At 61.1% G+C, this 21,435-nt stretch carries 22 protein-coding genes; 9 read left to right on the top strand and 13 right to left on the bottom strand.

What is annotated here, in order from left to right; genetic code table 11:
- Positions 1-23 precede the first annotated feature (23 nt).
- On the top strand, positions 24-980 hold the full coding sequence (locus OE747_RS04430; protein WP_263827393.1) for a PLP-dependent cysteine synthase family protein: 957 nt from the start codon (positions 24-26) through the stop codon (positions 978-980).
- On the opposite strand, the gene OE747_RS04425 is transcribed toward OE747_RS04430, so the two are convergent.
- The 4 genes from OE747_RS04425 to OE747_RS04410 all read right to left on the bottom strand — a co-directional run bounded on the left by OE747_RS04425 (position 961) and on the right by OE747_RS04410 (position 5,371).
- The gene (locus OE747_RS04425) at positions 961-1,689 is read right to left on the bottom strand and encodes a metallophosphoesterase (RefSeq protein ID WP_263827392.1); all 729 of its coding nucleotides are present in this window, start codon (positions 1,687-1,689) and stop codon (positions 961-963) included. The two genes, OE747_RS04430 and OE747_RS04425, sit on opposite strands and share 20 nt — an antisense overlap.
- Positions 1,690-1,762: 73 nt before the next feature.
- Positions 1,763-2,368, bottom strand: a complete 606-nt coding sequence (locus OE747_RS04420; protein WP_263827391.1) for a dimethylsulfonioproprionate lyase family protein — start codon at positions 2,366-2,368, stop codon at positions 1,763-1,765.
- Between the two features lie 156 nt (positions 2,369-2,524).
- Positions 2,525-4,120 (bottom strand): phosphoglycerate dehydrogenase, encoded by a 1,596-nt coding sequence (gene serA, locus OE747_RS04415; protein ID WP_263827390.1) that lies wholly within the window; start codon positions 4,118-4,120, stop codon positions 2,525-2,527.
- Positions 4,121-4,216: 96 nt separating this feature from the next.
- Positions 4,217-5,371 carry a phosphoserine transaminase gene (locus tag OE747_RS04410; RefSeq protein ID WP_263827389.1) on the bottom strand — a complete coding sequence of 385 codons (1,155 nt, stop codon included), beginning with the start codon at positions 5,369-5,371 and terminating at the stop codon, positions 4,217-4,219.
- 362 nt (positions 5,372-5,733) lie between these two features.
- On the opposite strand from OE747_RS04410, the gene serB reads away from it, so the two are divergent.
- From serB to OE747_RS04390, 4 genes are read left to right on the top strand one after another with little or no spacing between them, the layout of a single operon-like run.
- Positions 5,734-6,612 (top strand): phosphoserine phosphatase SerB, encoded by an 879-nt coding sequence (serB, locus tag OE747_RS04405; protein ID WP_263827388.1) that lies wholly within the window; start codon positions 5,734-5,736, stop codon positions 6,610-6,612.
- A 43-nt stretch (positions 6,613-6,655) separates the two neighbouring features.
- Positions 6,656-6,985, top strand: a complete 330-nt coding sequence (locus tag OE747_RS04400; protein ID WP_263827387.1) for an ArsR/SmtB family transcription factor — start codon at positions 6,656-6,658, stop codon at positions 6,983-6,985.
- Positions 6,973-7,407, top strand: a complete 435-nt coding sequence (locus OE747_RS04395) for an SRPBCC family protein (protein ID WP_263827386.1) — start codon at positions 6,973-6,975, stop codon at positions 7,405-7,407. The genes OE747_RS04400 and OE747_RS04395 overlap by 13 nt, the downstream gene beginning before the upstream one ends.
- Positions 7,408-7,443: 36 nt before the next feature.
- Positions 7,444-7,758 (top strand): YciI family protein, encoded by a 315-nt coding sequence (locus OE747_RS04390; RefSeq protein WP_263827540.1) that lies wholly within the window; start codon positions 7,444-7,446, stop codon positions 7,756-7,758.
- Positions 7,759-7,764: 6 nt separating this feature from the next.
- Here the strand turns inward: OE747_RS04390 and OE747_RS04385 are convergent, their stop codons facing one another.
- Complete coding sequence (locus OE747_RS04385) at positions 7,765-8,763, bottom strand: asparaginase (RefSeq protein WP_263827385.1); 999 nt, start codon at positions 8,761-8,763, stop codon at positions 7,765-7,767.
- A 177-nt stretch (positions 8,764-8,940) separates the two neighbouring features.
- Here OE747_RS04385 and OE747_RS04380 point away from each other — a divergent pair, with 177 nt between their 5' ends.
- The gene (locus OE747_RS04380) at positions 8,941-9,477 is read left to right on the top strand and encodes an invasion associated locus B family protein (protein ID WP_263827384.1); all 537 of its coding nucleotides are present in this window, start codon (positions 8,941-8,943) and stop codon (positions 9,475-9,477) included.
- A gap of 113 nt (positions 9,478-9,590) precedes the next feature.
- A complete protein-coding gene (locus OE747_RS04375) occupies positions 9,591-10,214 on the top strand; it encodes an NUDIX hydrolase (RefSeq protein ID WP_263827383.1) in 624 nt (207 codons plus the stop codon).
- A 30-nt stretch (positions 10,215-10,244) separates the two neighbouring features.
- On the opposite strand, the gene gyrB is transcribed toward OE747_RS04375, so the two are convergent.
- Together gyrB and OE747_RS04365 are read right to left on the bottom strand one after the other, a co-directional pair.
- Positions 10,245-12,662 carry a DNA topoisomerase (ATP-hydrolyzing) subunit B gene (gyrB, locus tag OE747_RS04370; RefSeq protein WP_263827382.1) on the bottom strand — a complete coding sequence of 806 codons (2,418 nt, stop codon included), beginning with the start codon at positions 12,660-12,662 and terminating at the stop codon, positions 10,245-10,247.
- Between the two features lie 84 nt (positions 12,663-12,746).
- Entirely contained in the window at positions 12,747-13,340 is a 594-nt protein-coding gene (locus OE747_RS04365) for an NAD(P)H-dependent oxidoreductase (protein WP_263827381.1), read from the bottom strand.
- A gap of 106 nt (positions 13,341-13,446) precedes the next feature.
- Here OE747_RS04365 and OE747_RS04360 point away from each other — a divergent pair, with 106 nt between their 5' ends.
- On the top strand, positions 13,447-14,034 hold the full coding sequence (locus tag OE747_RS04360) for a TetR/AcrR family transcriptional regulator (RefSeq protein WP_263827380.1): 588 nt from the start codon (positions 13,447-13,449) through the stop codon (positions 14,032-14,034).
- On the opposite strand, the gene OE747_RS04355 is transcribed toward OE747_RS04360, so the two are convergent.
- The 3 genes from OE747_RS04355 to dnaN are packed head-to-tail and all read right to left on the bottom strand — an operon-like array spanning position 14,027 to position 16,922.
- Positions 14,027-14,647: a LysE family translocator gene (locus OE747_RS04355; RefSeq protein WP_263827379.1), complete on the bottom strand. Its 621-nt coding sequence runs from the start codon at positions 14,645-14,647 to the stop codon at positions 14,027-14,029. The two genes, OE747_RS04360 and OE747_RS04355, sit on opposite strands and share 8 nt — an antisense overlap.
- Positions 14,644-15,744: a DNA replication/repair protein RecF gene (recF, locus tag OE747_RS04350; RefSeq protein ID WP_263827378.1), complete on the bottom strand. Its 1,101-nt coding sequence runs from the start codon at positions 15,742-15,744 to the stop codon at positions 14,644-14,646. The genes OE747_RS04355 and recF overlap by 4 nt, the downstream gene beginning before the upstream one ends.
- A gap of 59 nt (positions 15,745-15,803) precedes the next feature.
- Positions 15,804-16,922, bottom strand: a complete 1,119-nt coding sequence (gene dnaN, locus OE747_RS04345) for a DNA polymerase III subunit beta (protein WP_263827377.1) — start codon at positions 16,920-16,922, stop codon at positions 15,804-15,806.
- Between the two features lie 130 nt (positions 16,923-17,052).
- Here dnaN and OE747_RS04340 point away from each other — a divergent pair, with 130 nt between their 5' ends.
- A complete protein-coding gene (locus OE747_RS04340; protein ID WP_263827376.1) occupies positions 17,053-18,000 on the top strand; it encodes a phytanoyl-CoA dioxygenase family protein in 948 nt (315 codons plus the stop codon).
- 52 nt (positions 18,001-18,052) lie between these two features.
- Here OE747_RS04340 and dnaA read toward each other — a convergent pair whose 3' ends face one another.
- The 3 genes from dnaA to OE747_RS04325 all read right to left on the bottom strand — a co-directional run bounded on the left by dnaA (position 18,053) and on the right by OE747_RS04325 (position 21,435).
- Positions 18,053-19,432: a chromosomal replication initiator protein DnaA gene (dnaA, locus tag OE747_RS04335; RefSeq protein WP_263827375.1), complete on the bottom strand. Its 1,380-nt coding sequence runs from the start codon at positions 19,430-19,432 to the stop codon at positions 18,053-18,055.
- A gap of 549 nt (positions 19,433-19,981) precedes the next feature.
- A complete protein-coding gene (gene rpsT / locus OE747_RS04330; RefSeq protein WP_263827374.1) occupies positions 19,982-20,245 on the bottom strand; it encodes a 30S ribosomal protein S20 in 264 nt (87 codons plus the stop codon).
- Between the two features lie 215 nt (positions 20,246-20,460).
- Complete coding sequence (locus tag OE747_RS04325; RefSeq protein ID WP_263827373.1) at positions 20,461-21,435, bottom strand: carbon-nitrogen hydrolase family protein; 975 nt, start codon at positions 21,433-21,435, stop codon at positions 20,461-20,463.

Below are 21,435 nucleotides of genomic sequence, written 5' to 3'. Positions count from 1 at the left end.
TTCAATACGATGAAGAGGTTCTGATGGCGCTGAATTCGATTGTCGAGGCGATTGGAGGGACACCCGCCATCTGGCTGGACCGGATGGTGGCGGCGCGCGGGTTGCAAGGGCGCATTCTGGCCAAGCTCGACTATCTGAATCCTGGGTTCTCGAAGAAGGATCGCGCGGCGCTTGGAATTATCTCTGCGGCTGAGGCCGATGGTTCGCTGCGGCCCGGCCAGACTGTGGTGGAACTGACATCCGGCAATATGGGGACGGGTTTGGCTATTGTTTGTGCCATTCGTGGATACCCGTTTGTTGCGGTGATGAGCCGGGGCAACTCGGCAGAGCGGGCGCGCATGATGGCGGCGCTTGGGGCCGAAGTGGTTCTGGTCGATCAGGCGTCTGGTTCTTTGCCCGGGCAAGTGTCCGGAGCTGATCTTGCGCTGGTGGAAGAAGCAGCGCGACGGATCACGATGGAACGCGTGGCGTTCCGGGCCGACCAGTTCCACCATTCCGGCAATGCCCTGTCGCATGCGCAGACCACCGCGCCTGAATTGTGGGCGGATTCGGATGGCGAGCTGACCGCATTTGTCGATTTTGTCGGATCTGGCGGAACACTCGGCGGAGTCATGGAAGGGCTGCGCCGGTTCCAGCCGGACATGCGCGGATATGTTGTCGAACCCGAAGGCGCCGCGGTGCTGGCCGGGTTGGATGCCACATGTCCTTCCCATCCTATCCAGGGGGGTGGCTATGCGATGGCTGATCTCGATTTCCTGATGGGAGTGCCTGTGGATGGTTTTGTTCAGGTCAGCGGCGCGGAGGCGCGCGAGACCGCAAGGGCGTTGGCGCGGGAAGAGGGAATATTCGGCGGCTTTTCAGCCGGTGCCAATGTGGCTGCCGCATTGCGCCTGTTGGCCGGGCCGGAAGCCGGGGGAACAGTCGGAGTCATGATTTGCGATAGTGGATTGAAGTACCTATCTACCGACCTTTGGGAATAAGCGGAACACGGCCATGTTCGGTCAAAAGCCAGCAGTCCTGGCCTTCGAACACCGCGGTCGCCAGCGGCCTCCCATAGCCTGCTCCCGCATCCAGGTTGATGCGGTTACCGAAATGTTCCGCCATGCGTCCGGGTGTATGCCCGTGCACCACCAGCCACGGATGCGGTCGCGGATCGTCAAGAAACTCGTGCCTGATCCATATCAGATCGTGTTCGCATTGCTGTTCCAGCGGCACACCGGGACGGATGCCCGCGTGGACGAAGAGAAGCTCGTTTTCCAGGTGGTAGGACGGCAGCCCGGACAGAAACGCCAAGTGATCGGGTGGAACCGCATCGCGCGCTTGGGCGTGCACCTGATAGATCCGTGCGCCATCGGGAACATCGACACCATAGGAGGCGAGCGTTTCAATCCCGCCGATCCGCTCATGCAGCCAGTGATAACCGACAAGCAGCCGATCGTCATTGGCAGGGTGGTCGCGCAGGAACATCTCGAACATGCGGTCGTGGTTGCCCTTGAGCGTGATCCAGTCGCGACCTTCGTCCAGCCCGTTGCGCAGCAACTCGACGACCCCGGCGGAGTCCGGTCCCCGGTCGGTGTAGTCGCCCAAGAAAACTATGCGCCCACCGCCGTCCCGGTCGATCCGGGCGAGCGCATCTTCCAGCATGGTCTTTTGACCGTGGATATCACCTACGGCATAGATCGGTTGCATGGGCGAGGCCTGTATGTGGGATTATGCTTTGACGATCCACACATAGCGCGACGGCGTCAGAGAGAAAAGCAGTTCAGGCCGTTAGCACCGCTTCGGGATCATCTAGCATGGTGTAGGAGTGCAGATTGATATCGCCGCTCCAACGCCAGAACGTCAAAAGCCCCTCTGGCCCTGCCCGGAATGCATGCGGCATCAGTGATGGGTGATGTATCTGCGCGCCGGTCTCACGCAATTGCGTGTCCTCGCCTGCGGTCCAAATCGCTGAACCGGCAAGGATGGTATAGGTTTCGTCGGCGTCATGATTGTGCAGCCCGTAATAGGTATTGGGGCGCTGATAATAGAGGCCCATGCGCAGATTGGCGCAGGGCACGGGGCCTTCAGGCCCCATGAGGGTTGCAACGATATACATGGAGCCGCGGTCACCAACCTGCGCAGCGACAGGGTTTACACCCCAAGGGAGCAGATCGAACGCCGCCAGCAATCCCGGCGCGGCAGGATGAGGCGATTGGGCAAGGAGGCTCCGCATTGCAAGATGCTCTGCCGTCTGTGTTTGCGGAATGCAAAGTTGCTGCGGCCCCATTTCTTGCAGCACCAGAGCTGTACGGGCCGCCTCGACCCGCGTCTCGGCCAGAAGCGGCAGGCAAAGCGCGTCAATCAACGTCTGAACGGCCTCGGTCATGGCATTCTCCGGACATGTTGCATTGGCTCCTTACGACCAAACGGCTTGCCCTTGCCGATCCGGAAACGACGAAACGGCGTCGCAAATCTTCGCTGCTGACAAAAAAGGGCGCCACACAAGCCGTGTGGCGCCCTTTTTCCTGCCGGAATAGCTGGCTTAGACCACATCAAACTCCAGCGGTTTGATCTGGTTGAACATCCCGGTTTCCGCAAGTTTTGCGCGCGCCTCGGCTGGGACCGGCTCGTCGACATAGAGAAGCGCAATGGCTTCGCCGCCCGGACCCGCGCGGCCCAGGGTAAAGTTGGCGATGTTCACGCCATGATCGCCCATGGTGCGGCCCAGTGTACCAATGATGCCCGGCACGTCCTCGTTGGTGGTATAGAGCATATGCGCGCCGATCTCGGCGTCGACATTGATACCCTTGATCTGGATGAAGCGCGGTTTGCCGTCGCTGAACACCGTGCCAGCGACTGAGCGTTCGCGCTTGTCGGTGACGACGGTCACTTTTACATAGCCGTCAAAGGCGCCCGACTTGTCCTGGTTGGTGGTCGAGATCTGGATGCCCCGTTCCTTGGCCACAACGGGGGCCGACACCATGTTCACGTCCGGGTTTGACCTTTTCATGATGCCTGCCACGGTCGCGCAGTTCAGCGCCGCCAGGTTCATTTTCGCAGCCACGCCGTCATAGAGAATGTTGATCGCCTTGATCGGCTCGTCGGTCATCTGTCCGACAAAGCTGCCCAGATGCCCTGCAAGCGCGATCCAGGGGCCCATGACCTTGGCCTCTTCGGCGGTGACCGACGGCATGTTGAGCGCGTTTTCGACCGCGCCGGTCAGCAGATAGTTCGACATCTGCTCGGCCACTTGCAGGGCGACGTTTTCCTGCGCCTCGGTGGTGGCGGCGCCCAGGTGCGGGGTGCAGACCACGTTGGGCAGGTTGAACAGCGGGTTTTCCTTGGCCGGTTCAACGCTGAACACGTCGAATGCGGCGCCTGCCACGTGACCCGATTTCAGGAGGTCGGCCAGCGCCTCTTCGTCCACCAGACCGCCACGGGCGCAGTTGATGACACGAACGCCCTTCTTGGTCTTGGCCAGGTTCTCGCGGCTCAGGATGTTGCGGGTCTGATCGGTCAGCGGCACGTGAAGGGTGATGAAATCGGCGCGGGCGAGCAGTTCGTCCAGCTCGACCTTTTCAACGCCCATCTTGTTGGCTTTCTCCTCGCCCAGGTAGGGATCGTAGGCGATAACCTTCATCTTGAGGCCACGGGCGCGGTCGCAAACGATTCCGCCGATATTGCCCGCACCGATCACGCCCAGGGTCTTGTTCGTCAGTTCAACGCCCATGAACTTGGACTTTTCCCATTTGCCCGCATGGGTCGAGGCGCTGGCCTCGGGAATCTGACGTGCGACGGCGAACATCATGGCGATGGCGTGTTCGGCGGTGGTGATCATGTTGCCAAAGGGCGTGTTCATGACGATCACGCCCTTTTTCGAGGCGGCGTCCTTGTCCACGTTGTCGACCCCGATCCCGGCGCGGCCGATGACCTTCAGGTTGGTTGCGGACTCGAGGATCTTTTCCGTCACCTTGGTGGCCGAGCGGATGGCAAGGCCGTCATACTGGCCGATGACCTCGGCCAGTTTGTCCTTGTCCTTGCCCAGGTCAGGCTGGAAATCAACGTCGATCCCGCGATCGCGGAAGATCTGGACGGCGGCGTCCGACAGCTTGTCAGAGATGAGTACTTTGGGAGCCATATGGGCGGTCCTTTGAATTGGGAGCTTGGACGGTGGGCAGACTGCCCACCCTACTCAATCGAGCATCTGTAGGGTGGGCATTTTGCCCACCGTTCCTCAGGCAGCCTGCGCCTGCGCGGCGATCTCGGCCTCAAAGGCCCAGGCGAGCCAGGGCAACAGCGCCGAGATGTCAACGGTCTCGACCGTGCCGCCGCACCAGATGCGCAGCCCGGCCGGCGCGTCGCGATAGGCGCCGATATCCAGCGCCACGCCCTCGGCCTCCAGCCGCTTGGCGACTGCCTTGGCAAACCCGGCGCCATCCTGAATGCGCGCATCGGTGAACTTCAGGCAGACGCTGGTATTGGACCGCGTGGCCGCATCCTCTGCCAGGTTGGTGACCCAGTCATGTGCCTCGCAGAAATCGAAGATCGCCTGCGCATTGGCATCGGCCCGCGCGATCAGACCGTTCAGGCCACCAACCGAACGTGCCCAGTCGAGCGCCAGCAGGTAATCCTCGACCGCCAGCATCGACGGCGTGTTGATCGTCTCGCCCTTGAAGATGCCCTCGATCAGCTTGCCGCCCTTGGTCATGCGGAAGATCTTGGGCAGCGGCCATGCGGGGGTGTAGCTTTCCAGCCGCTCCACCGCGCGCGGGCTCAGTACGATCATGCCATGCGCGGCCTCGCCCCCCAGAACTTTCTGCCAGGAGAAAGTGGTCACATCCAGCTTGTCCCAGGGCAGGTCCATGGCAAAGGCGGCGCTGGTGGCGTCGCAGATGGTCAGGCCCTGACGGTCGGCGGCGATCCAGTCGCCATTCGGGACGCGCACGCCCGAGGTGGTGCCGTTCCAGGTGAACACAACGTCATTGTCGCAATCTACAGAGGCCAGATCGACGATCTGGCCGTAATCGGCGGTCTTGACCTCGGCGTCCAGTTTCAGCTGCTTCACCACATCGGTGACCCAGCCAGCGCCAAAACTTTCCCAGGCCAGCATCTCGACCTTGCGCGCACCCAGCAGCGACCACAGCGCCATTTCCACCGCGCCGGTGTCTGAGGCGGGAACGATGCCGATGCGATAGTCGGCGGGGATGCCCAGAATTTCGCGAGTGCCTTCGATGGCAGCTTTCAGCTTGTCCTTGCCGATGGCGGCACGATGCGAGCGGCCCAGCGCGGCATCGGCGAGTTTGGAAACATCAAAAACGGGGGGTTTGGCACAGGGGCCAGAGGAGAACCGCGGATTGGCCGGCCGCGTTGCCGGTTGTGCAATAGCCATGAATGCTATCCTTCCAGATAAGCGCCCCTCGTTGGGGAGGGGTGTCCCGACGACAGAGCTAGTCCGCCGCAGTGCGGCACGCAAGCGAAATAGATGTCGAAAATCGCCGCTTTGGCATTTGATTGCGACTTTTGTGACTACGATCGGAAACTTGCGTTTCGCAGTAAGGAAATCCTGTGCCAGGGCAGGGCACCGTGAGGCGGCATTCGGGATTGAGAGATATATCCTATTTTTTACAGTGGGTTAATGGAGGCGCACGCATCGGGTGGAGGCCGGTCTGAGGCGTGGGGCGCAAACTCGGCTGGGGCTGGCGGAGATTTCGCGCCTGCGATATGGCGGTTTCGACCCAAAGGAGATGCCCCATGTATGTCGCCACGCTGTTGACCAATCCCGCTATTGCCCGTCTCGACCCGGCGTTGGTCGATTCGCTGCGCAATGCCTGGGGCGGTGGCGATGCGGTCTGGCTCAGCCTCGACGAGGCGGCGGAATTCACGCTTGCGACCCTGCCCGGCAATCGCTGGCAGGTTTGGGATGATCTACAGGCATTGGGCGTCGATCTGGTGGTGCAGCCTGCCGAGGGTCGGAAGAAGCGGATGCTGCTGGCGGATATGGATAGCACCATGATCCAGCAAGAATGCATTGACGAACTGGCCGACGAGGCTGGGGTCGGCGAGCGGGTCAAGGAGATCACCGCCCGCGCGATGAACGGTGAACTGGATTTCGAGGGCGCGCTGCTCGAACGCGTGGGCCTGTTGCGCGGGCTGGATGAGGCGGTGATCGGCCATGTGCTCGACACCCGCATCACCCTGATGCCGGGCGGGCGGGCGCTGGTGGCGACGATGCGCGCCAATGGCGGCTATGCGGCGCTGGTCTCGGGCGGGTTCACGGCCTTTACCGCCCGAGTGGCCGCGCAACTGGGCTTTGACGAGAATCGCGCCAATACGCTGTTGGCCGCCGGTGGCAAGCTGACCGGCGATGTGGGGCGCCCGATCCTGGGCCGTCAGGCCAAGGTCGATGCGCTGGAGCAGATCACGGCACGTTTGGGTCTGTCCGAACAGGATGTGATCGCGGTGGGCGACGGCGCCAACGATCTGGGCATGCTGGGCCGCGCCGGAACCGGCGTTGCCCTGCACGCCAAACCTTCGGTCGCGGCCCAATGCGAGGTACGCATCAATCACGGCGACCTGACCGCGTTGCTGTTTGTTCAGGGCTACGCAAAGGCGGATTTCGTCACGGCATGATCTGCCGCTTGCATTATTAACGTAAATGTTAAATAATGCGACCATGACCCAGCTTCTGGCCGCCTTTTCGGCTTTGTCCGACCCGACCCGTTTCGCCATCGTCGAACAGCTGATGACCGAGGGCGAATTGTCCGCCGGTGATCTGGTCGAGGGCAAGGGCATGTCGGGCGCCGCCATCTCGCGGCATCTGAAACTGTTGCGTCAGGCCGGGTTGGTTCGCCAGCGCATCAATGGCACCCAGCGGCTCTATTCCGTGGCGCCCGAGGGGCTGCGCGCGATTGCCGACTGGACGATCTCGAAACGCACCTTTTGGGAGCGCAGCCTGGACCGGCTGGCCGCCGCAATCGAAAGCGACAAGACATGGCCGACCTGAGACTGGAACGCGAATTCGCCGTCACGCCCGAGGCCCTGTTCGCCTGGGTCAGCGATGGCGCGAAACTGCTGCAATGGTGGGGGCCCGAGGGCCTGCATGTGCCCGCCGATCAGCATGACCTCGATTTCACCCGGCTGGGGCCCTGGTTCTCAGTCATGGTGAATGATGAGGGCCAGCGCTACAAGGTCTCGGGCCACGTTACCCATGTGAAACCGCCGCATTCGGTGGGTTTCACATGGGGCTGGCATGACGATGACGACCGGCGCGGGCCGGAAAGCCATGTGATGTTTATCGTTGAACCCTGCGCCAAGGGCGCGCGGCTGATCCTGGACCACCGCGAACTGGGCGATGACGAGATGAGCCTGCGTCACGAGGCGGGCTGGACCTCGTCGTTGCGCAAGCTTGCGGCGGAACTCGCCTGACCCTGATGTTTCATGACCAAAGGAAAGGAACGCGACATGCCTGATTTCATCTTTGCCTATCACGGCGGCAAGACGCCGGAAACGCCCGAGGAAAGGGCCGAGGTCATGGCCGCATGGCAGGCCTGGTTCGGCGCCATGGGCGACGCGGTTGTGATCCCCGGCAACCCGGTTGGCCAGTCCAAGACCGTCAGCGCCGCAGGCGTGGCCGACGATGGCGGTGCAAACCCGCTCTCGGGCTATACCGTGGTGCGCGCCGCTAGTATCGGTGCCGCCGCCGACATGGCCAAGGGGTGCCCGATGGTGGTGTCGGGCAACGGCACCGTCGAGGTGGCCGAGATCATCGAGATGTGATCCGGATCAGAACCGCAACTCGGCTGTGGCACGGATGCTGCCGCAGTCGATACCGCGCCGGTTCAGGATGGGTGTGTCCAGCCGCTTGCGCGTGGCCGGATGACCCGGATCAAGGACGCCAAGACTGACCAAAATCGCGGCAATCGCGCATTCGCTGGCCCGCGTGCTGCCATCGGTGATCTTTACGGCAATCCCCAATTGCGTTTCCGGCAGAATCGCGACGAACACCGCTTCGGCCCCGGTCTTGATCGCTGCCCGTCCGTTCATGGCGCGCATCAGCTCGGTGCAGGCTCGTCCTTCACCTGCGACCAATTCGGGGTGTTTCATCATCGCTGCGGTAAGATCGGCGGCCGCCTGGCTCTGCCGGTCCGAGCGGGTCGAGGCAGAAGCGAACCATGCCATGGCTCGCGCCAAACCCTTGAGAGAGGTTGCAAAGTTCGGCGCGGAACACCCGTCTATTCCGTATCCGGGGCTGTCTTCGCCGGTGACGTCCTCGAACGCGGCCAGGCAGGATTGCTGAACCGGGTGATCGATGTCGATGTATTCCGGCCCGGCCCCCAGATGCTGGCTGAGCGTCAGAAAGCCAGAGTGCTTGCCCGAACAGTTGTTATGCATCTGACAGGGTTTTTCTTGGGCGCGGATCAGCCGTTCATGCTCGGGCCGGTCATCGGGGTCTTGCGGCCCGCATCTCAGATCACCATCGCTCAGGCCCAGTTGTGCCAGCCAGTGGTCAACCCGTTCGGTGTGGATCGCGGCGCCGTTGTGAGAGGCGCAGGCGAGCGCGAGTTGTTCGCTGCCCAGCCCGTATTTGGCGGCCGCCCCCGAGGACAAGAGCGGCAGAGCCTGAATCATCTTGCTGGACGAGCGCGGGTACATCACCAGATCGGGATCACCCCAGCTGCGGACAATGCTTCCTGCCTGGTCGCAGATCACCGCGTGACCCAGATGCAGGCTTTCCAGAATGGGTCCGCGCCAAACTTCGGCCATCGGAACTGGTTGAATCATGATGTTCTCCGCCAATTTGTGCGCGAAATCTCGCCAATCGCCCTTTCGTCCGTGGCGAATTCTGCGTTAATGTGTCTATGTCGGCAATCAAGGGAATGCGCAAGGCAGACGGATCGGCAAAGCTCCGCGAAGCATTCTTTTGATATTGAGGTAAAGGTCAGCTGGAGGGCTGAACAGATGGGATCGAAACTTGTCCGCGGAATTGCGGGCCTGTGTCTGGCCGGGGCGGCCGCAACCACCGCAATCGCACAGCAAGGCGAAAGCTCTAACCGAGTGGCATCCAAGACGGATTGGAGCGTCTTTGTCGAAGACAATCCGACCGAGTGCTGGAGCGTTTCGGCGCCCAAGGAAACCGTCAATACTCGCGGGGGCAGCGTCGTATCCGTACGGCGCAGCGACATCCTTCTGATGGTTTTCTTTCGACCCAAGGCCGGGGTCAACGGGCAGGTCACGTTCACTGGCGGTTATCCGTTTGCGCCCGGCTCGACCGTCAACCTGAACGTCAGCGGCACGGAATTCGAACTGATCACCGAGGGCGAATGGGCCTGGCCGGCAACCGCCGCCGACGACGCCAAGATTGTCGCCGTGATGAAGCGCGGCTCCGAGGCCACGTTGACGGCGCGTTCGGCGAGGGGAACCCAGACCAAGGATACCTTCTCGTTGTTGGGTTTCACGGCTGCTGTAGAAGATGCGGAGAAGCGTTGCGGCGGCTGATGAGAGTTGGTTAGGCTGCATTCCTCTCGTTCACCTTGAACACTTTCAGGAGTGGGGAGTAGGGTCCCGTAGGCCCATGAACCCGAGGAGGGAAACGTTTCTTGCAGCCCTACATGTTCGGCCCTGATCTGCTGTTCCAGATCCAAGCCAATCTTGGGCGTTTCACCGACCAGACGATCCAACGATCCGGGTTGCGCGATGCAGCTGTTGCAATCGTGGTGACTGAACTCACAGACACAGGCGAAGCCTGTGTTCTCATGACCTTGCGGCCTCCACGATTGAATCGCCATGGCGGCCAGTATGCCTTGCCCGGTGGTCGTCTGGATGACGGCGAAAACGAAACGGAGGCAGCCCTCAGGGAACTGCGCGAGGAACTGGGTCTCGACTTGAAACAGGACGACGTCCTGGGACGGCTGGACCAGTTTCCGACCCGATCCGGGTTTCGCATGTCACCGGTTGTGATGTGGGCCTCTGGCGAACTGGAACTGCGGCCTGACCCTTCGGAAGTGGCACAGGTTTTTCACCTACCTCTGCGTGAACTCGATAGCCCCGACATCCCGAGGCTTGAGAAAAGCGAGAACAGTGAACACCCTGTTCTATCCGCCTTTTTCCCAACCTTGGGACACTACATGTATGCCCCCACAGCCGCGATCCTCTATCAGTTTCGAGAGATCGCGCTGCGGGGCAAGACAACTCGGGTTTCGCATTTCGATCAACCTGCCTTTGCCTGGAAGTAGCGGCAAGCCAACAGGCCGAAACGCTGTCTGTCAGAAATCGAGGTTTTCCACGTTGAGCGCATTGGTCTGGATGAATTCGCGCCGCGGTTCGACCGAATCCCCCATCAGTTTCGTGAAGATGTCGTCGGCCTCGACCATGTCGTCCACCCGCACCTGAAGCAATGTCCGCGCGTCCGGATCAAGGGTGGTTTCCCACAATTGGTCCGGGTTCATCTCTCCCAAACCCTTGTAGCGTTGCAGGGAGAGTCCCTTTTCGCCCTCTTCCAGGATTGCCTTGAGCAGCGAGAGTGGCCCATGGATCACCTGCGTGCGGTCACGCCGCACCAGAGAGGCCGGCAGGGTGTAGACATCTTGCAGGCTGCGGGTAAAGCTGCCGGTCTTGCGGGCCTCGCCCGAGCGCAGCATCGGGCCGTCCAGCGTCCGAACCTCTTCGACACCGCGCAATATGCGCGCCAGCCGGATGCCATGATCCTGGGTGATCCGGCCGAGCCAGCCGCGCTCATATTCAAGGGCGATCAGGTCAAGCCGCGCGGCAACCTTGTCGGCCACCCCTTGCAGGTCTGCATCAACGGCACCGGCGACAAAAGCACCAGCGACGGCGGCCTGTTCCAGAATGTGGCGGGGGTAATGGGTCGGGAAGGCATCGAGGACGCGTTTCAGCTGACGCGCTTCATCGACCACGCGGGCCAGGTCCTGACCAACAATCTCTTCGCCATTGCCCTGCTTCAGCACCGCGCCTTCGACGCCTTGCTGAATCAGGTAGTCGTCCAGCGCCGCCTGGTCCTTGAGGTAAACCTCGGATTTGCCACGCGCGACCTTGTAGAGCGGCGGTTGCGCGATATAGAGATACCCGCCCTCGATCAGTTCCGGCATCTGCCGGTAGAAGAAGGTGAGCAGCAAGGTACGGATATGCGCGCCGTCGACGTCGGCATCGGTCATGATGACGATCTTGTGGTAACGCAGCTTGTCGATGTTGAACTCGTCGCGCCCGATGCCAGTACCCAGCGCCATCACCAGGTTGCCAATCTCCTGACTGCTGAGCATCCGGTCGAACCGCGCCCGTTCCACGTTCAGGATCTTGCCGCGCAGGGGCAGCACTGCTTGGGTCCGACGGTCGCGCCCGGTCTGGGCAGAACCGCCGGCGCTGTCACCCTCGACTAGGAACACCTCGGTCTTGGACGGGTCCTTTTCCGAACAGTCCTTGAGCTTGCCGGCCAGGTAGTTCACATCCATCGCCGTCTTGCGCCGGGTCAGCTCGCGCGCCTTGCGAGCGGCCTCGCGGGCCAGTGCGGCCTCGATGATCTTGCCGACGATCTGCTTGGCGACATTGGGATTTTCTTCGAACCACTCGGCCAGTTTCTCGTTCACCAGGTTCTCGACCGCCGGGCGCACCTCGGAGGAGACCAGCTTGTCCTTGGTCTGGGACGAGAATTTCGGATCGGGCACCTTGACCGAAAGGACGCAAGTCAGCCCCTCACGTGCGTCATCGCCGGTGAAGTTGATCTTTTCCCGCTTCGCGATGCCGCTTGACTGGGCATAGTTGTTGATGGTCCGGGTCAACGCGCCACGAAAGCCCGCCACATGGGTACCACCATCACGTTGCGGGATGTTGTTGGTAAAGGGCAGCACCGTCTCGTGATAGCTATCGTTCCACCACATCGCGATTTCCACGCCAATATCGTCGCGCTCGCCTTTGATGTAGATCGGTGCGGGCATCACGGGTGATTTCGACCGGTCCAGGTATTTGACGAACTCACGCACGCCACCTTCGTAAAACAACTCGGTCTCCAGCCGTTCCGCCGGACGCTCGTCGATCAGGATGATGCGCACGCCCGAATTCAGGAAAGCCAGTTCGCGCAGGCGCTTTTCCAGTGTCTCGAACACATAGTCCAGGTTCGAGAATGTGGTGGTCGAGGCCAGAAAGCGGACCTCGGTTCCGGTGCGGTCGCCACACTCGCCGACAACGCGCAGATGTTCGACGGTATCGCCACGCTCGAACCGCGCGACATGCTCTTTGCCCTTGCGCCAGATCCTTAGTTCCAGCCAGTCAGACAGCGCGTTGACGACGGAAACACCCACCCCGTGCAGGCCGCCTGACACCTTGTACGAGTTGCTGTCGAACTTACCGCCCGCATGCAACTGGGTCATGATAACCTCGGCCGCAGACACACCTTCCTCGGCGTGAATATCGACGGGAATGCCGCGACCGTTATCCGTTACCGAAACGCTGTTGTCTGCGTGGATCTTGACGGTGACATGGTCGGCATGTCCGGCCAGCGCCTCGTCGATGCCATTATCGACAACCTCGTACACCATGTGATGCAGGCCCGAGCCGTCATCGGTGTCACCGATATACATCCCGGGCCGCTTGCGCACGGCTTCCAATCCCTTGAGAACCTTAATGGAATCGGCACCGTATTCGTTTCCGGGTTGCTCGATTTCGGACATTCGCGCCTTCCTTCGTATTTTTGTGATTTTATACGAAACCCACAGGGGAATGTCACGGCCCGGGCCTGATTTTCAGCAATTGTTTTAGGCCGCTTTTGCACCCATCTGCGCCGCCTTGCGCAGCCATTTCTGGACCCGGTCGCCCTCGGCGCCGGTGGCGGGGGCAAATGTCGAAAAGCGGGCCGGCTTGATCCCGACGAAACCCAGGATCTGACGGGCCAGAAGCTTCTTGATCGCGTTCGAGTAGAACAGGCCCAACAGCATCGCCGGCGTGTCCGATGTCATCAGCACCCGCGCCGTGCGCCCCTTGAGCAGCGGCGCCGGAACGCCTAGGAAATTGGTGTTGCGAGTGTCGAAGGCCCGTCCCGGCAACAGTGAACGGTCGAACAGCCCCTTCAGCTTGGCGGGAATGGCACCCCACCAGAGCGGCGTCGCCAGCACCACGTGTTCGGCCCATTCCAGATCGGCCAGAAACGCCTCCAACTCAGGCTCCAGCGGTTTGGTGTTCTTATAGCCACCCTCGCCGTAATCCATATCGAACCGCATTTGCGATAGATCGTGATAGCGAACCTGATGACCTGTCTCGCGCGCGGCGGTGGCATAGGCGTCGCACAGCGATTTCGACAGCGACGACTGGCCCGGGTGGCCGTTGAGAACGATGATTTTCCGAGTGGACATTTTCCTGTTTCCTCTGCAAAAGTGACCTTGGTCAATTTACATACAATGAAAATGACCAGGGTCAATATTTATTTTTGACCTCGGTCAATTTTTTGAAAGGACAGCTATGCCCCGCCCACCGCAGAAACGCCGCCTGGAAACCCGCGCCCGCCTGTTGGCCGAGGCGTCTCGACTGGTCGAGGCGCAGGGATATGCCGGGCTGCGGGTCGAGGATGTGGTTGAAGCGGCAGGCGTCGCCAAGGGCACGCTGTTTTCCCATTTCACCGACAAGGATGGCTTGCTGGCCGTCCTTATCGGCGCCGAAGTGATGCGCATCATCGACGAGATGGAGAACGCCGCCCCACCTACGGATCTGCCGCAGCTGATGAACCGTTTGGCGCCGCTGCTGGACTTCGTGGCCAGCGACCGGGTGATCTTTGACCTGCTGTTGCGTTACTCGGGCTCCACCGGAGCCGAGCGGGACGAGGTGGTGGCCGAGGGGTTCTATCGCCAGATTGACCTTTGGGCGGGTTGGATCGCAGGCATGCAGGCGGCAGGCGCGGTGCGGGGCGATCATTCGCCCACGCTTCTGGCCGAGGGCATTCAGGCCTTCCTCAACCAGGTTATCGCGATCCGCTTCTGTCAGGGCGATCAGGCCACTGGCACGCCTGCTGAGGCCCTGCACCCCTTTCTGGCCGCCTGGCTGATCACGTAAAGGGCAGGATCAGCCCGACGACGATCAGCATGGCTCCTGCCATCAGGTTCATCCGCCTGAGCGCGCGGGGCGAACTCAGTACCCGCCGCACCCGATCGACAAAAGCCGCCAGCATCAGGTTGCCCACCAGCGGTACCGCCTGAGACACCGCCACGATGGCAACAAGGTCGGTGGTCGTGATATCGGACAGATCAAAGAAGCCCGGCAAGATCCCCATATAGAACAACACCGCTTTGGGGTTGCCCAGGATCACCACCAACCCCGCCAGAAACCCGGCCCAGATACCAGGCCGGGTCAACCTGCTGTCACTGGCGATGGTCCGGTCGGCGTTTCGGATCGTGACGATCCCCAAGGTGACAAATACCAGCACTGCAACCACCTTGAGTATCAGCGCGATCTGGGTCGAGGCGGCGGTGATCCAGCCGATGCCCAGAACCGCAAGAACCGGCCATAGGCTGTCGCCCACCACCACACCCAGGGTCAGCGGCCAGGCCGCCTGAAACCCGCCTGAGAGGGTGCGGGCAGTCAGCGCCAACCAGACCGGCCCCGGTGTCAGAAACAGGATAAAAACCGCCCCGGCATATAGCGCCAGATCATACACGGACAGGGTCATGTCCCCACCACCTCTGATTGGCCATCCCGCTCTATCAATGCGATGGATTGTGCCCGCGCACCCAGTTCGGCAAACAGTTCCGGCCCGGTGCCCGTCATCCAAGCCTGGGCCCCCGAGGCGCAAATCTCGTCATAGAGCGCGGCGCGGCGGTCCGCATCCAGATGCGCTGCGATCTCGTCCAACAGCAGCACCGGCGGCGCCCCAACCTGTCTGGCCAGCGCTCTCGCATTGGCCAGGATCAGCGAGACCAGCAGCGCCTTCTGCTCGCCGGTCGAACAGTCGCTGGCGGGCACGCCCTTGGCTGCATAGACACCATACAGGTCGCTGCGATGCGGCCCCACCAATGTGCGCCCGGCGGCCAGGTCACGAAACCGGCTCTCTGCCAAGGCCTCGCGCAGGTCACCTTCGCTTTCGGGCAAGGCCCCTTCGGTCTGGGTCAGCTCCAGATCGGCCGCCGGAAAGGCGGTTTCGGCCTCGGTCTGTGCGGCACCCAGCGCGGCCAACGCAGCCTTGCGCGCGACATGAATCCGATGACCTGCCGTTGCCATCTGCGTTTCCAACGCCAGATACCAATGCGCATCGCGTACCTGCTCACGTAGCAGGCGGTTGCGTTCGCGCATCGCCTTTTCATAGGTCAGCACCGCCTCGGCATGATCCGGTTCGAAACTCATGGTCATCCGGTCGAGGAATCGCCGCCGTCCGTCGGGCCCCTCGATCCAGAGCCGGTCCATCGACGGCACCAGCCAGACCATCCGCACCAACCGCCCCAGCGCCACCTGGCTGGCCGCCTTGTCGTCGATCCGCACCTGCCGCGCGGCACCGCCTTCGGACCAGGTTTCGATCTCGTGGCGCTGCGTTCCCGCAACGATCTCTGCGCTGAGCTTCCAACCCAGCGCCTCAGGGCGTCGTGTCATCTCGGCGGCGCTGGCCCGGCGCATGCCACGCCCGGGCGAGAACATCGACACCGCCTCAAGGATATTGGTCTTGCCCGCGCCGTTGGGTCCATGGATCGCCACGGGCCGCTGGTCCAGCCTTAGCCGCAGCAAGTGATGCGACCGGAAATGCGAGATCTTGATTGCGGTCAGGGCCAGCGCCATGACCCCTCCCTTCTGGTGATCAGAAACACCTCCGCCGGAGGCATCGCGCGTCAGCGCGATCAGACGCGCATCGGCATGACCACGTAGACCGCGCTTTGGTCATTGCCTTCGCGCATCAGGGTCGGATCGCCGGACGAGTTGAACAGGAACACCGCGTTTTCGCGATCCACCTGGCTGGCAATCTCCAGCAAGTATTTGGCATTAAACCCAATTTCCAACCGCTCATCGCCATAGGCAACGGCCAACTCCTCTTCGGCGGCACCGCTGTCGGGGGCATTCACCGACAGCACCAGCTTATCGTTTTCCAGTTGCAGCTTGACTGCGCGCGACCGCTCCGAACTGACGGTTGCAACCCGATCGACCGCCTTGGCGAATTCCGCGGCATCCACCTCGAGCCGACGCGTATTGGCTTGTGGGATCACGCGGGTATAGTCGGGGAAGGTCCCGTCGATCACCTTGGATGTCAGGGTTATATCCGGTGTCGCAAAACGTACCTTGGTCTCGCTCACCGATACGGCGATATCCATCTCGTCATCGTCGAGCAGCTTGCGCAGTTCTCCGACGGTTTTCCGGGGAACGATCACGCCAGGCATATCGACGGCACCCGCAGGCAGATCGGCATCGACCCGCGCAAGACGGTGTCCGTCGGTGGCCACACAGCGCAGCACCTTGCCGTCCGGGCCATCTGACACATGCATGTAGACGCCGTTGAGATAGTAACGCGTCTCCTCGGTCGAGATCGCGAATTTCGACTTGTCGAACAACCGGCGCAGCACGGCGGCGTTGGCGGCAAAGTTCGACTGATACTCGGACGAGGCCATGACCGGGAAATCCTCGCGCGGCAGGGTGGCCAGCGAGAAATTCGAGCGTCCGGCATCGACCGTCAGGCGGCCAGCGGCCGGATCGGCGGTCAGGGTTACAAGCGCGCCATCCGGCAGTTTCCGGACAATCTCGTGCAGGGTCGTGGCCGCCACCGTGGTCGCACCCGCCCGCTCGACCATGGCCGGGGCCTTGTCGACCACTTCGATATCCAGATCCGTGGCGCGGAATTGAACACTATCGCCTTCGGCCTCGATCAGAACATTGGCCAGGATCGGGATTGTGTTTCGCCTTTCGACGACAGACTGGGCCTGTGCCACGGCCTTCAGCAGAGCGCCGCGTTCGATGCTGATCTTCATATCCCTTCATCCTCCGAGTAGGCCGGGAAGGGCAAACTAACGGTTTCCCCCTTCGACACAAGGCTTTTTATGGATTTCTCGGGTGTATCGGGAAGGGCGTCAAGGGGGCGAGGACATCTGGAGCACCGATATGGCGCGGATGCAATTGTTTGAGGCCAGGAACAGTGCCATTGTGTACGTGTTTAGGGAGGGCGCGACCGTGATTTCTCATACCCAGGTCCGGGCAGCCGCCGAACAGTACCGCGAAGAAGGATACGCTTTGGTCCGCCAGTTCATCGACGGCGAGGAAGTGGTCCGTCTGCGCAAAGAAGCCCGGCGGATCTATGAAGAGGGCATGAGACATCCCTCCACATGGCGCCATGGGAACTTGTGCTTTGAAATCCTGCCAGAGGCCGATTTCGGGGCCAGATACGTGATTCAGGCCTATTGGATGAGCTGGATATCGGAATATTTCGAGAGGTTTCGCCGCTCGGACGCCTATTTGACACTTCTCGGGCCTATTCTTGGCGACAGCATCAAGCAGGTGGCGCAACAGATTCACTGGAAGCCGCCGGGGTCACGGTTGAATGGCTATCGCTTTCACCAGGACCTGCGGTTCCGGGAAGCCCGGGGTGCTTACCGGGATATTGCGGGATCGACAGTCAATACCGGCCTGGCAATTGATCCAGCAACTCGAGAGAACGGTTGCCTTCAGGTGATCCCCGGGTCCCAAAAATTGGGATACCTTGGGCTGTCGGACGACAGCGAAGGCGGGCAGATCATGAAAGGTTTGACCACAGAAGATGAGTTACGCGCCAAGGGGTTGGACCCTGACGCTATCGTCTGGCTGGAGCAGGAGCCCGGTGACATCGCGCTATGGGGCCTGCTGACGGTGCATGGATCCTTGCCGAACATGTCGGACAAGGACCGGGCCTTTGCGATCTCCAGCTATGTTCGTGCCGAGAATTCCGACCGTGGTGAGTGGGCCTTTCGCGACGGTGTTTCCGTTCCGCTCGGGACAGAGCCGCAGCTATGCAAATACGAGGCGCTCCATGACCGACCAGGGCCGCATTACGTAGATACTAAATGGTACAATTGATGAGTTCTCCGGGGCAGGGTTAAGGGACGGCAATCGCCGTCCCTTAAAGGTGTTACGCTTCCAGCGCCCGGCGCAGCATTTCCACGTCTTCGGCGATCTGGCCGTCGACCATCTTCAACTCTTCGATACGCTTCACGCCATGCATGACAGTGGTGTGATCGCGACCTCCGAAACGACGCCCGATCTCGGGCAGCGACCGGCTGGTCAGCTGTTTGCACAAATACATGGCGACCTGGCGCGGCCGCGCATACGAGCGCAGGCGCTTGGGGCCGATAATGTCGCTGAGGCGAATATTGTAGTAGTCGGAAACCTTCCGCTGGATCTCTTCGACGGTGATCTTGCGTTCAGAGGCGCGAAGAACGTCAGCCAGACAATCCTGGGTCAGTTCCATATTGATTTCGCGACCAACCAGCGACGCAAAGGCAAAGAGCCGCGTCAGTGCCCCTTCGAGCACGCGCACATTGGTCGAAATCCGGTGAGCCAGGAATTCCAGAACCCCATCGGTGATCACCAGATCCGGATAGGTGGCACGATACATCTGAACCTTGGTTTGCAGGATGCCAAGGCGCAGTTCATAGTCGGTCGGATGCAGGTCGACCACGAGGCCGCATTGCAGCCGGGATTTCACCCGATCCTCGAGATCCTTGATCTCACCAGGGGCGCGGTCAGCGGAAATGATGATCTGCTTGTTCTGATCCACCAGCGCGTTAAAGGTGTGAAAGAACTCTTCCTGAGTACTGTCTTTGCCGGCGATGAACTGCACGTCATCCACCATCAAGACATCGACCGAGCGGAAGAGGTGTTTGAAGTCCATCATGCGGCGTTCGCGCAGGGCCTGTACAAAGCGGTACATGAACTGTTCGGCAGACAGGTAGAGCACGTTGAGATCCGGGCGCTTCACCTTCAGTTCCCACGCGATCGCGTGCATCAGGTGCGTCTTGCCCAATCCGACGCCACCGTAAAGAACCAGGGGATTAAACGTGACCGGGCCACCTTCGGAGACACGGCGCGCCGCGGCATGGGCCAGTTCGTTCGGCTTGCCCACGACAAAGCTGTCAAACGTAAAGCGCGGATCGAGTGGGGCCGCTTGCAAGGCATCCATCGGGTCGGCGGCTTCCGCCGCGCGCACCTTGGGCGCCTCATTGTTTGCGGGGCGTGAATGCGCATTGCGCAAAGGGCGAACGGGAGAGTTGGCGGCAACCCGGAATGCGAGACGCTGGACCGCTTCGCCGGAATTGTTCAATTCATACAGAATCAGGTCAGAGAAGTTCTGGCTGACATAGTTCCCCATGAAGTTGGTCGGAACCGAAAACACGGCGACGCCTTCCTCAAGCGCCTGGAACTCAAGCGGTTCGATCCAGGTCGTATAGTTGTTCTGCCCTACTGTCTTGAGCAATTTCTGACAGAGTTGTCCCCATTTTTCTTGTGTCATTTACGCCTCACACGTCCCGTTCAATGGCCTTTTCGGCCTTATTGCCCATCCATATGTGGACCGGGGTTTCCCGGCCCGGATTCACTTTACGATTGGGTAAAGGATGCCGCCCCGTGAAACACGGTGCGTGTTGCCCATCCGACAACTACAAAGAACGCGCGTACAAGCCCCACAGACCCAACCAAGGTCTCACGGGGACAATACACACCGTTCAATACACACTTCAGACAGGGCGGATCGCCGGGCAGCCCGGTTACCGCAAGGATCGAGAGGCTTTGTTAGAAAACGCTCTCAATTTCTCTTATGCCGACTCTGAAAAGCGGTCGGAGCCGTCGTAAGATGCCTGTCCCCCCAAGCGAGTGAATCGCTGGGACAGTGGTAGCAATTCGGCCTGCGGAGCGGCAACGAAACTATGATGTTGACTCGGGATTCAGCAGCAAAGAATCTCTCCGCGCCGCGGGACAGGGGATTCAATGCAACACGAAAAAAAAGGCGTTGCCCAAGCAACGCCTTCTGCTGAAAACAGATTTTCAGGATTCTTGATCTGGATCAGGCCATCGCTTTGACGCGCGCCGACAGGCGGGACATTTTGCGGGACGCGGTGTTCTTGTGGAACACACCCTTGGTGACGCCGCGCATCAGTTCGGGTTGAGCGACGCGCAGAGCGGTTGACGCTGCGTCCTTGTCGCCCGAAGCGATCGCTTCTTCGACTTTGCGCAGGTAGGTGCGAATCCGCGAACGGCGGGCTTTGTTGATTGCGAAACGTTTTTCGTTCTGGCGTGCGCGTTTAGCGGACTGGGGCGAATTGGCCATTTTGTACGTACCTCGGATCGGGTTGTGTTCGTTTTGTACACGCATGGCACGCCCGAACCGATAATTGTACCGGTCTGATTCTAGCCTAAGCGGGCCCCACGCGCATGTATGGGGGGCCATATAGAGCGGTGGGGCGGCGAAGTGAAGACCTTTTTTCCCAGACCTCTGGCAGTAGCGGGCGGGTCGCCCGGGGGGATGGCGACCCTGTGTGCATGTTACTGTGCCTCTTCCGCCAACGCCTCCAGCTCTTCGGGGACGGCCGGCCCCGAGGAGCGGGTCAGAACCGCGCGCGTCACATCGGGGCGGTTGTAATGCCCTGCGGGATCGGCAAAGACCTTTGCCGCCTCGATCATCCCAAGGTCGATATCGGCCACCGCGAACCCGTCGGTGAACTCGTCGATCGGGGCGGTAAGCCGTCGGCCATCCGGCCCGAACACGGCCGCGGCGCCACCGCCCGCCCCCACCTGCATCCGGGCAAATTCATCTCCGCCGGTGATAGCGGCCAGATGCTCTTCGGCGATGATCGAGTTCGGGGCCAGAACAAAACAGCCGCCCTGCATCGCATAGCTTTGCGATTGAACCAGATTGGCCTCGGCGGACAGCGCATAGGCCATCGGATTGCCCTTGAACATGCCAAAGGATGGCCAGACCGCCACATGGATCTGTTCGTGCAACTGATACATGCCCTGGCGATTGACCGGCTGCATGTTCTCCCAGCAGCACAGCCCACCCAGACGACCGATCTCGGTCTCGACCACCTTGAGATCATCGGCAGGGCCCTCACCCCAGACCGTCCGCTCCATATGTGTGGGCTTCAGCTTGCGCCGGTTGAGGATCAACTCGCCCCGGTTATCGAACGCGGCAATGGAACAGTAGATCGACGTGCCATCCCGCTCGGCATAACCCAGAGCGACATGGGTTCCGGCCCGTTTGGCCGCCTGACCGATCGCACGCATTTCCGGTCCGTCAACGGTGATCGCGTTTGCGCGATGCCGCATCACCAGTTCCATCGCCTTCATCGGCGCCAGCAGCCAGATCGAGAAGGGATAACCGGGAAGCCAGGTCTCGCCAAAGGCCAGCAATTCGATATCCTGCCGCCCGGCGTCTTCGATCAATGCGATGGTCTTGTCGAGCGTGCCTTGGGCATCAAGCCACACTGGCGCCGCTTGTACGGCTGCAACTTTGGTCAT

Origin of the sequence: Ruegeria aquimaris (assembly GCF_025751555.1) — a bacterium.
GTDB classification, from domain to species: Bacteria; Pseudomonadota; Alphaproteobacteria; order Rhodobacterales; family Rhodobacteraceae; genus Ruegeria_B; species Ruegeria_B aquimaris.
The sequence above is the reverse complement of the archived record's forward strand: the minus strand, read 5'-3'. Positions and strand labels throughout refer to the sequence as shown.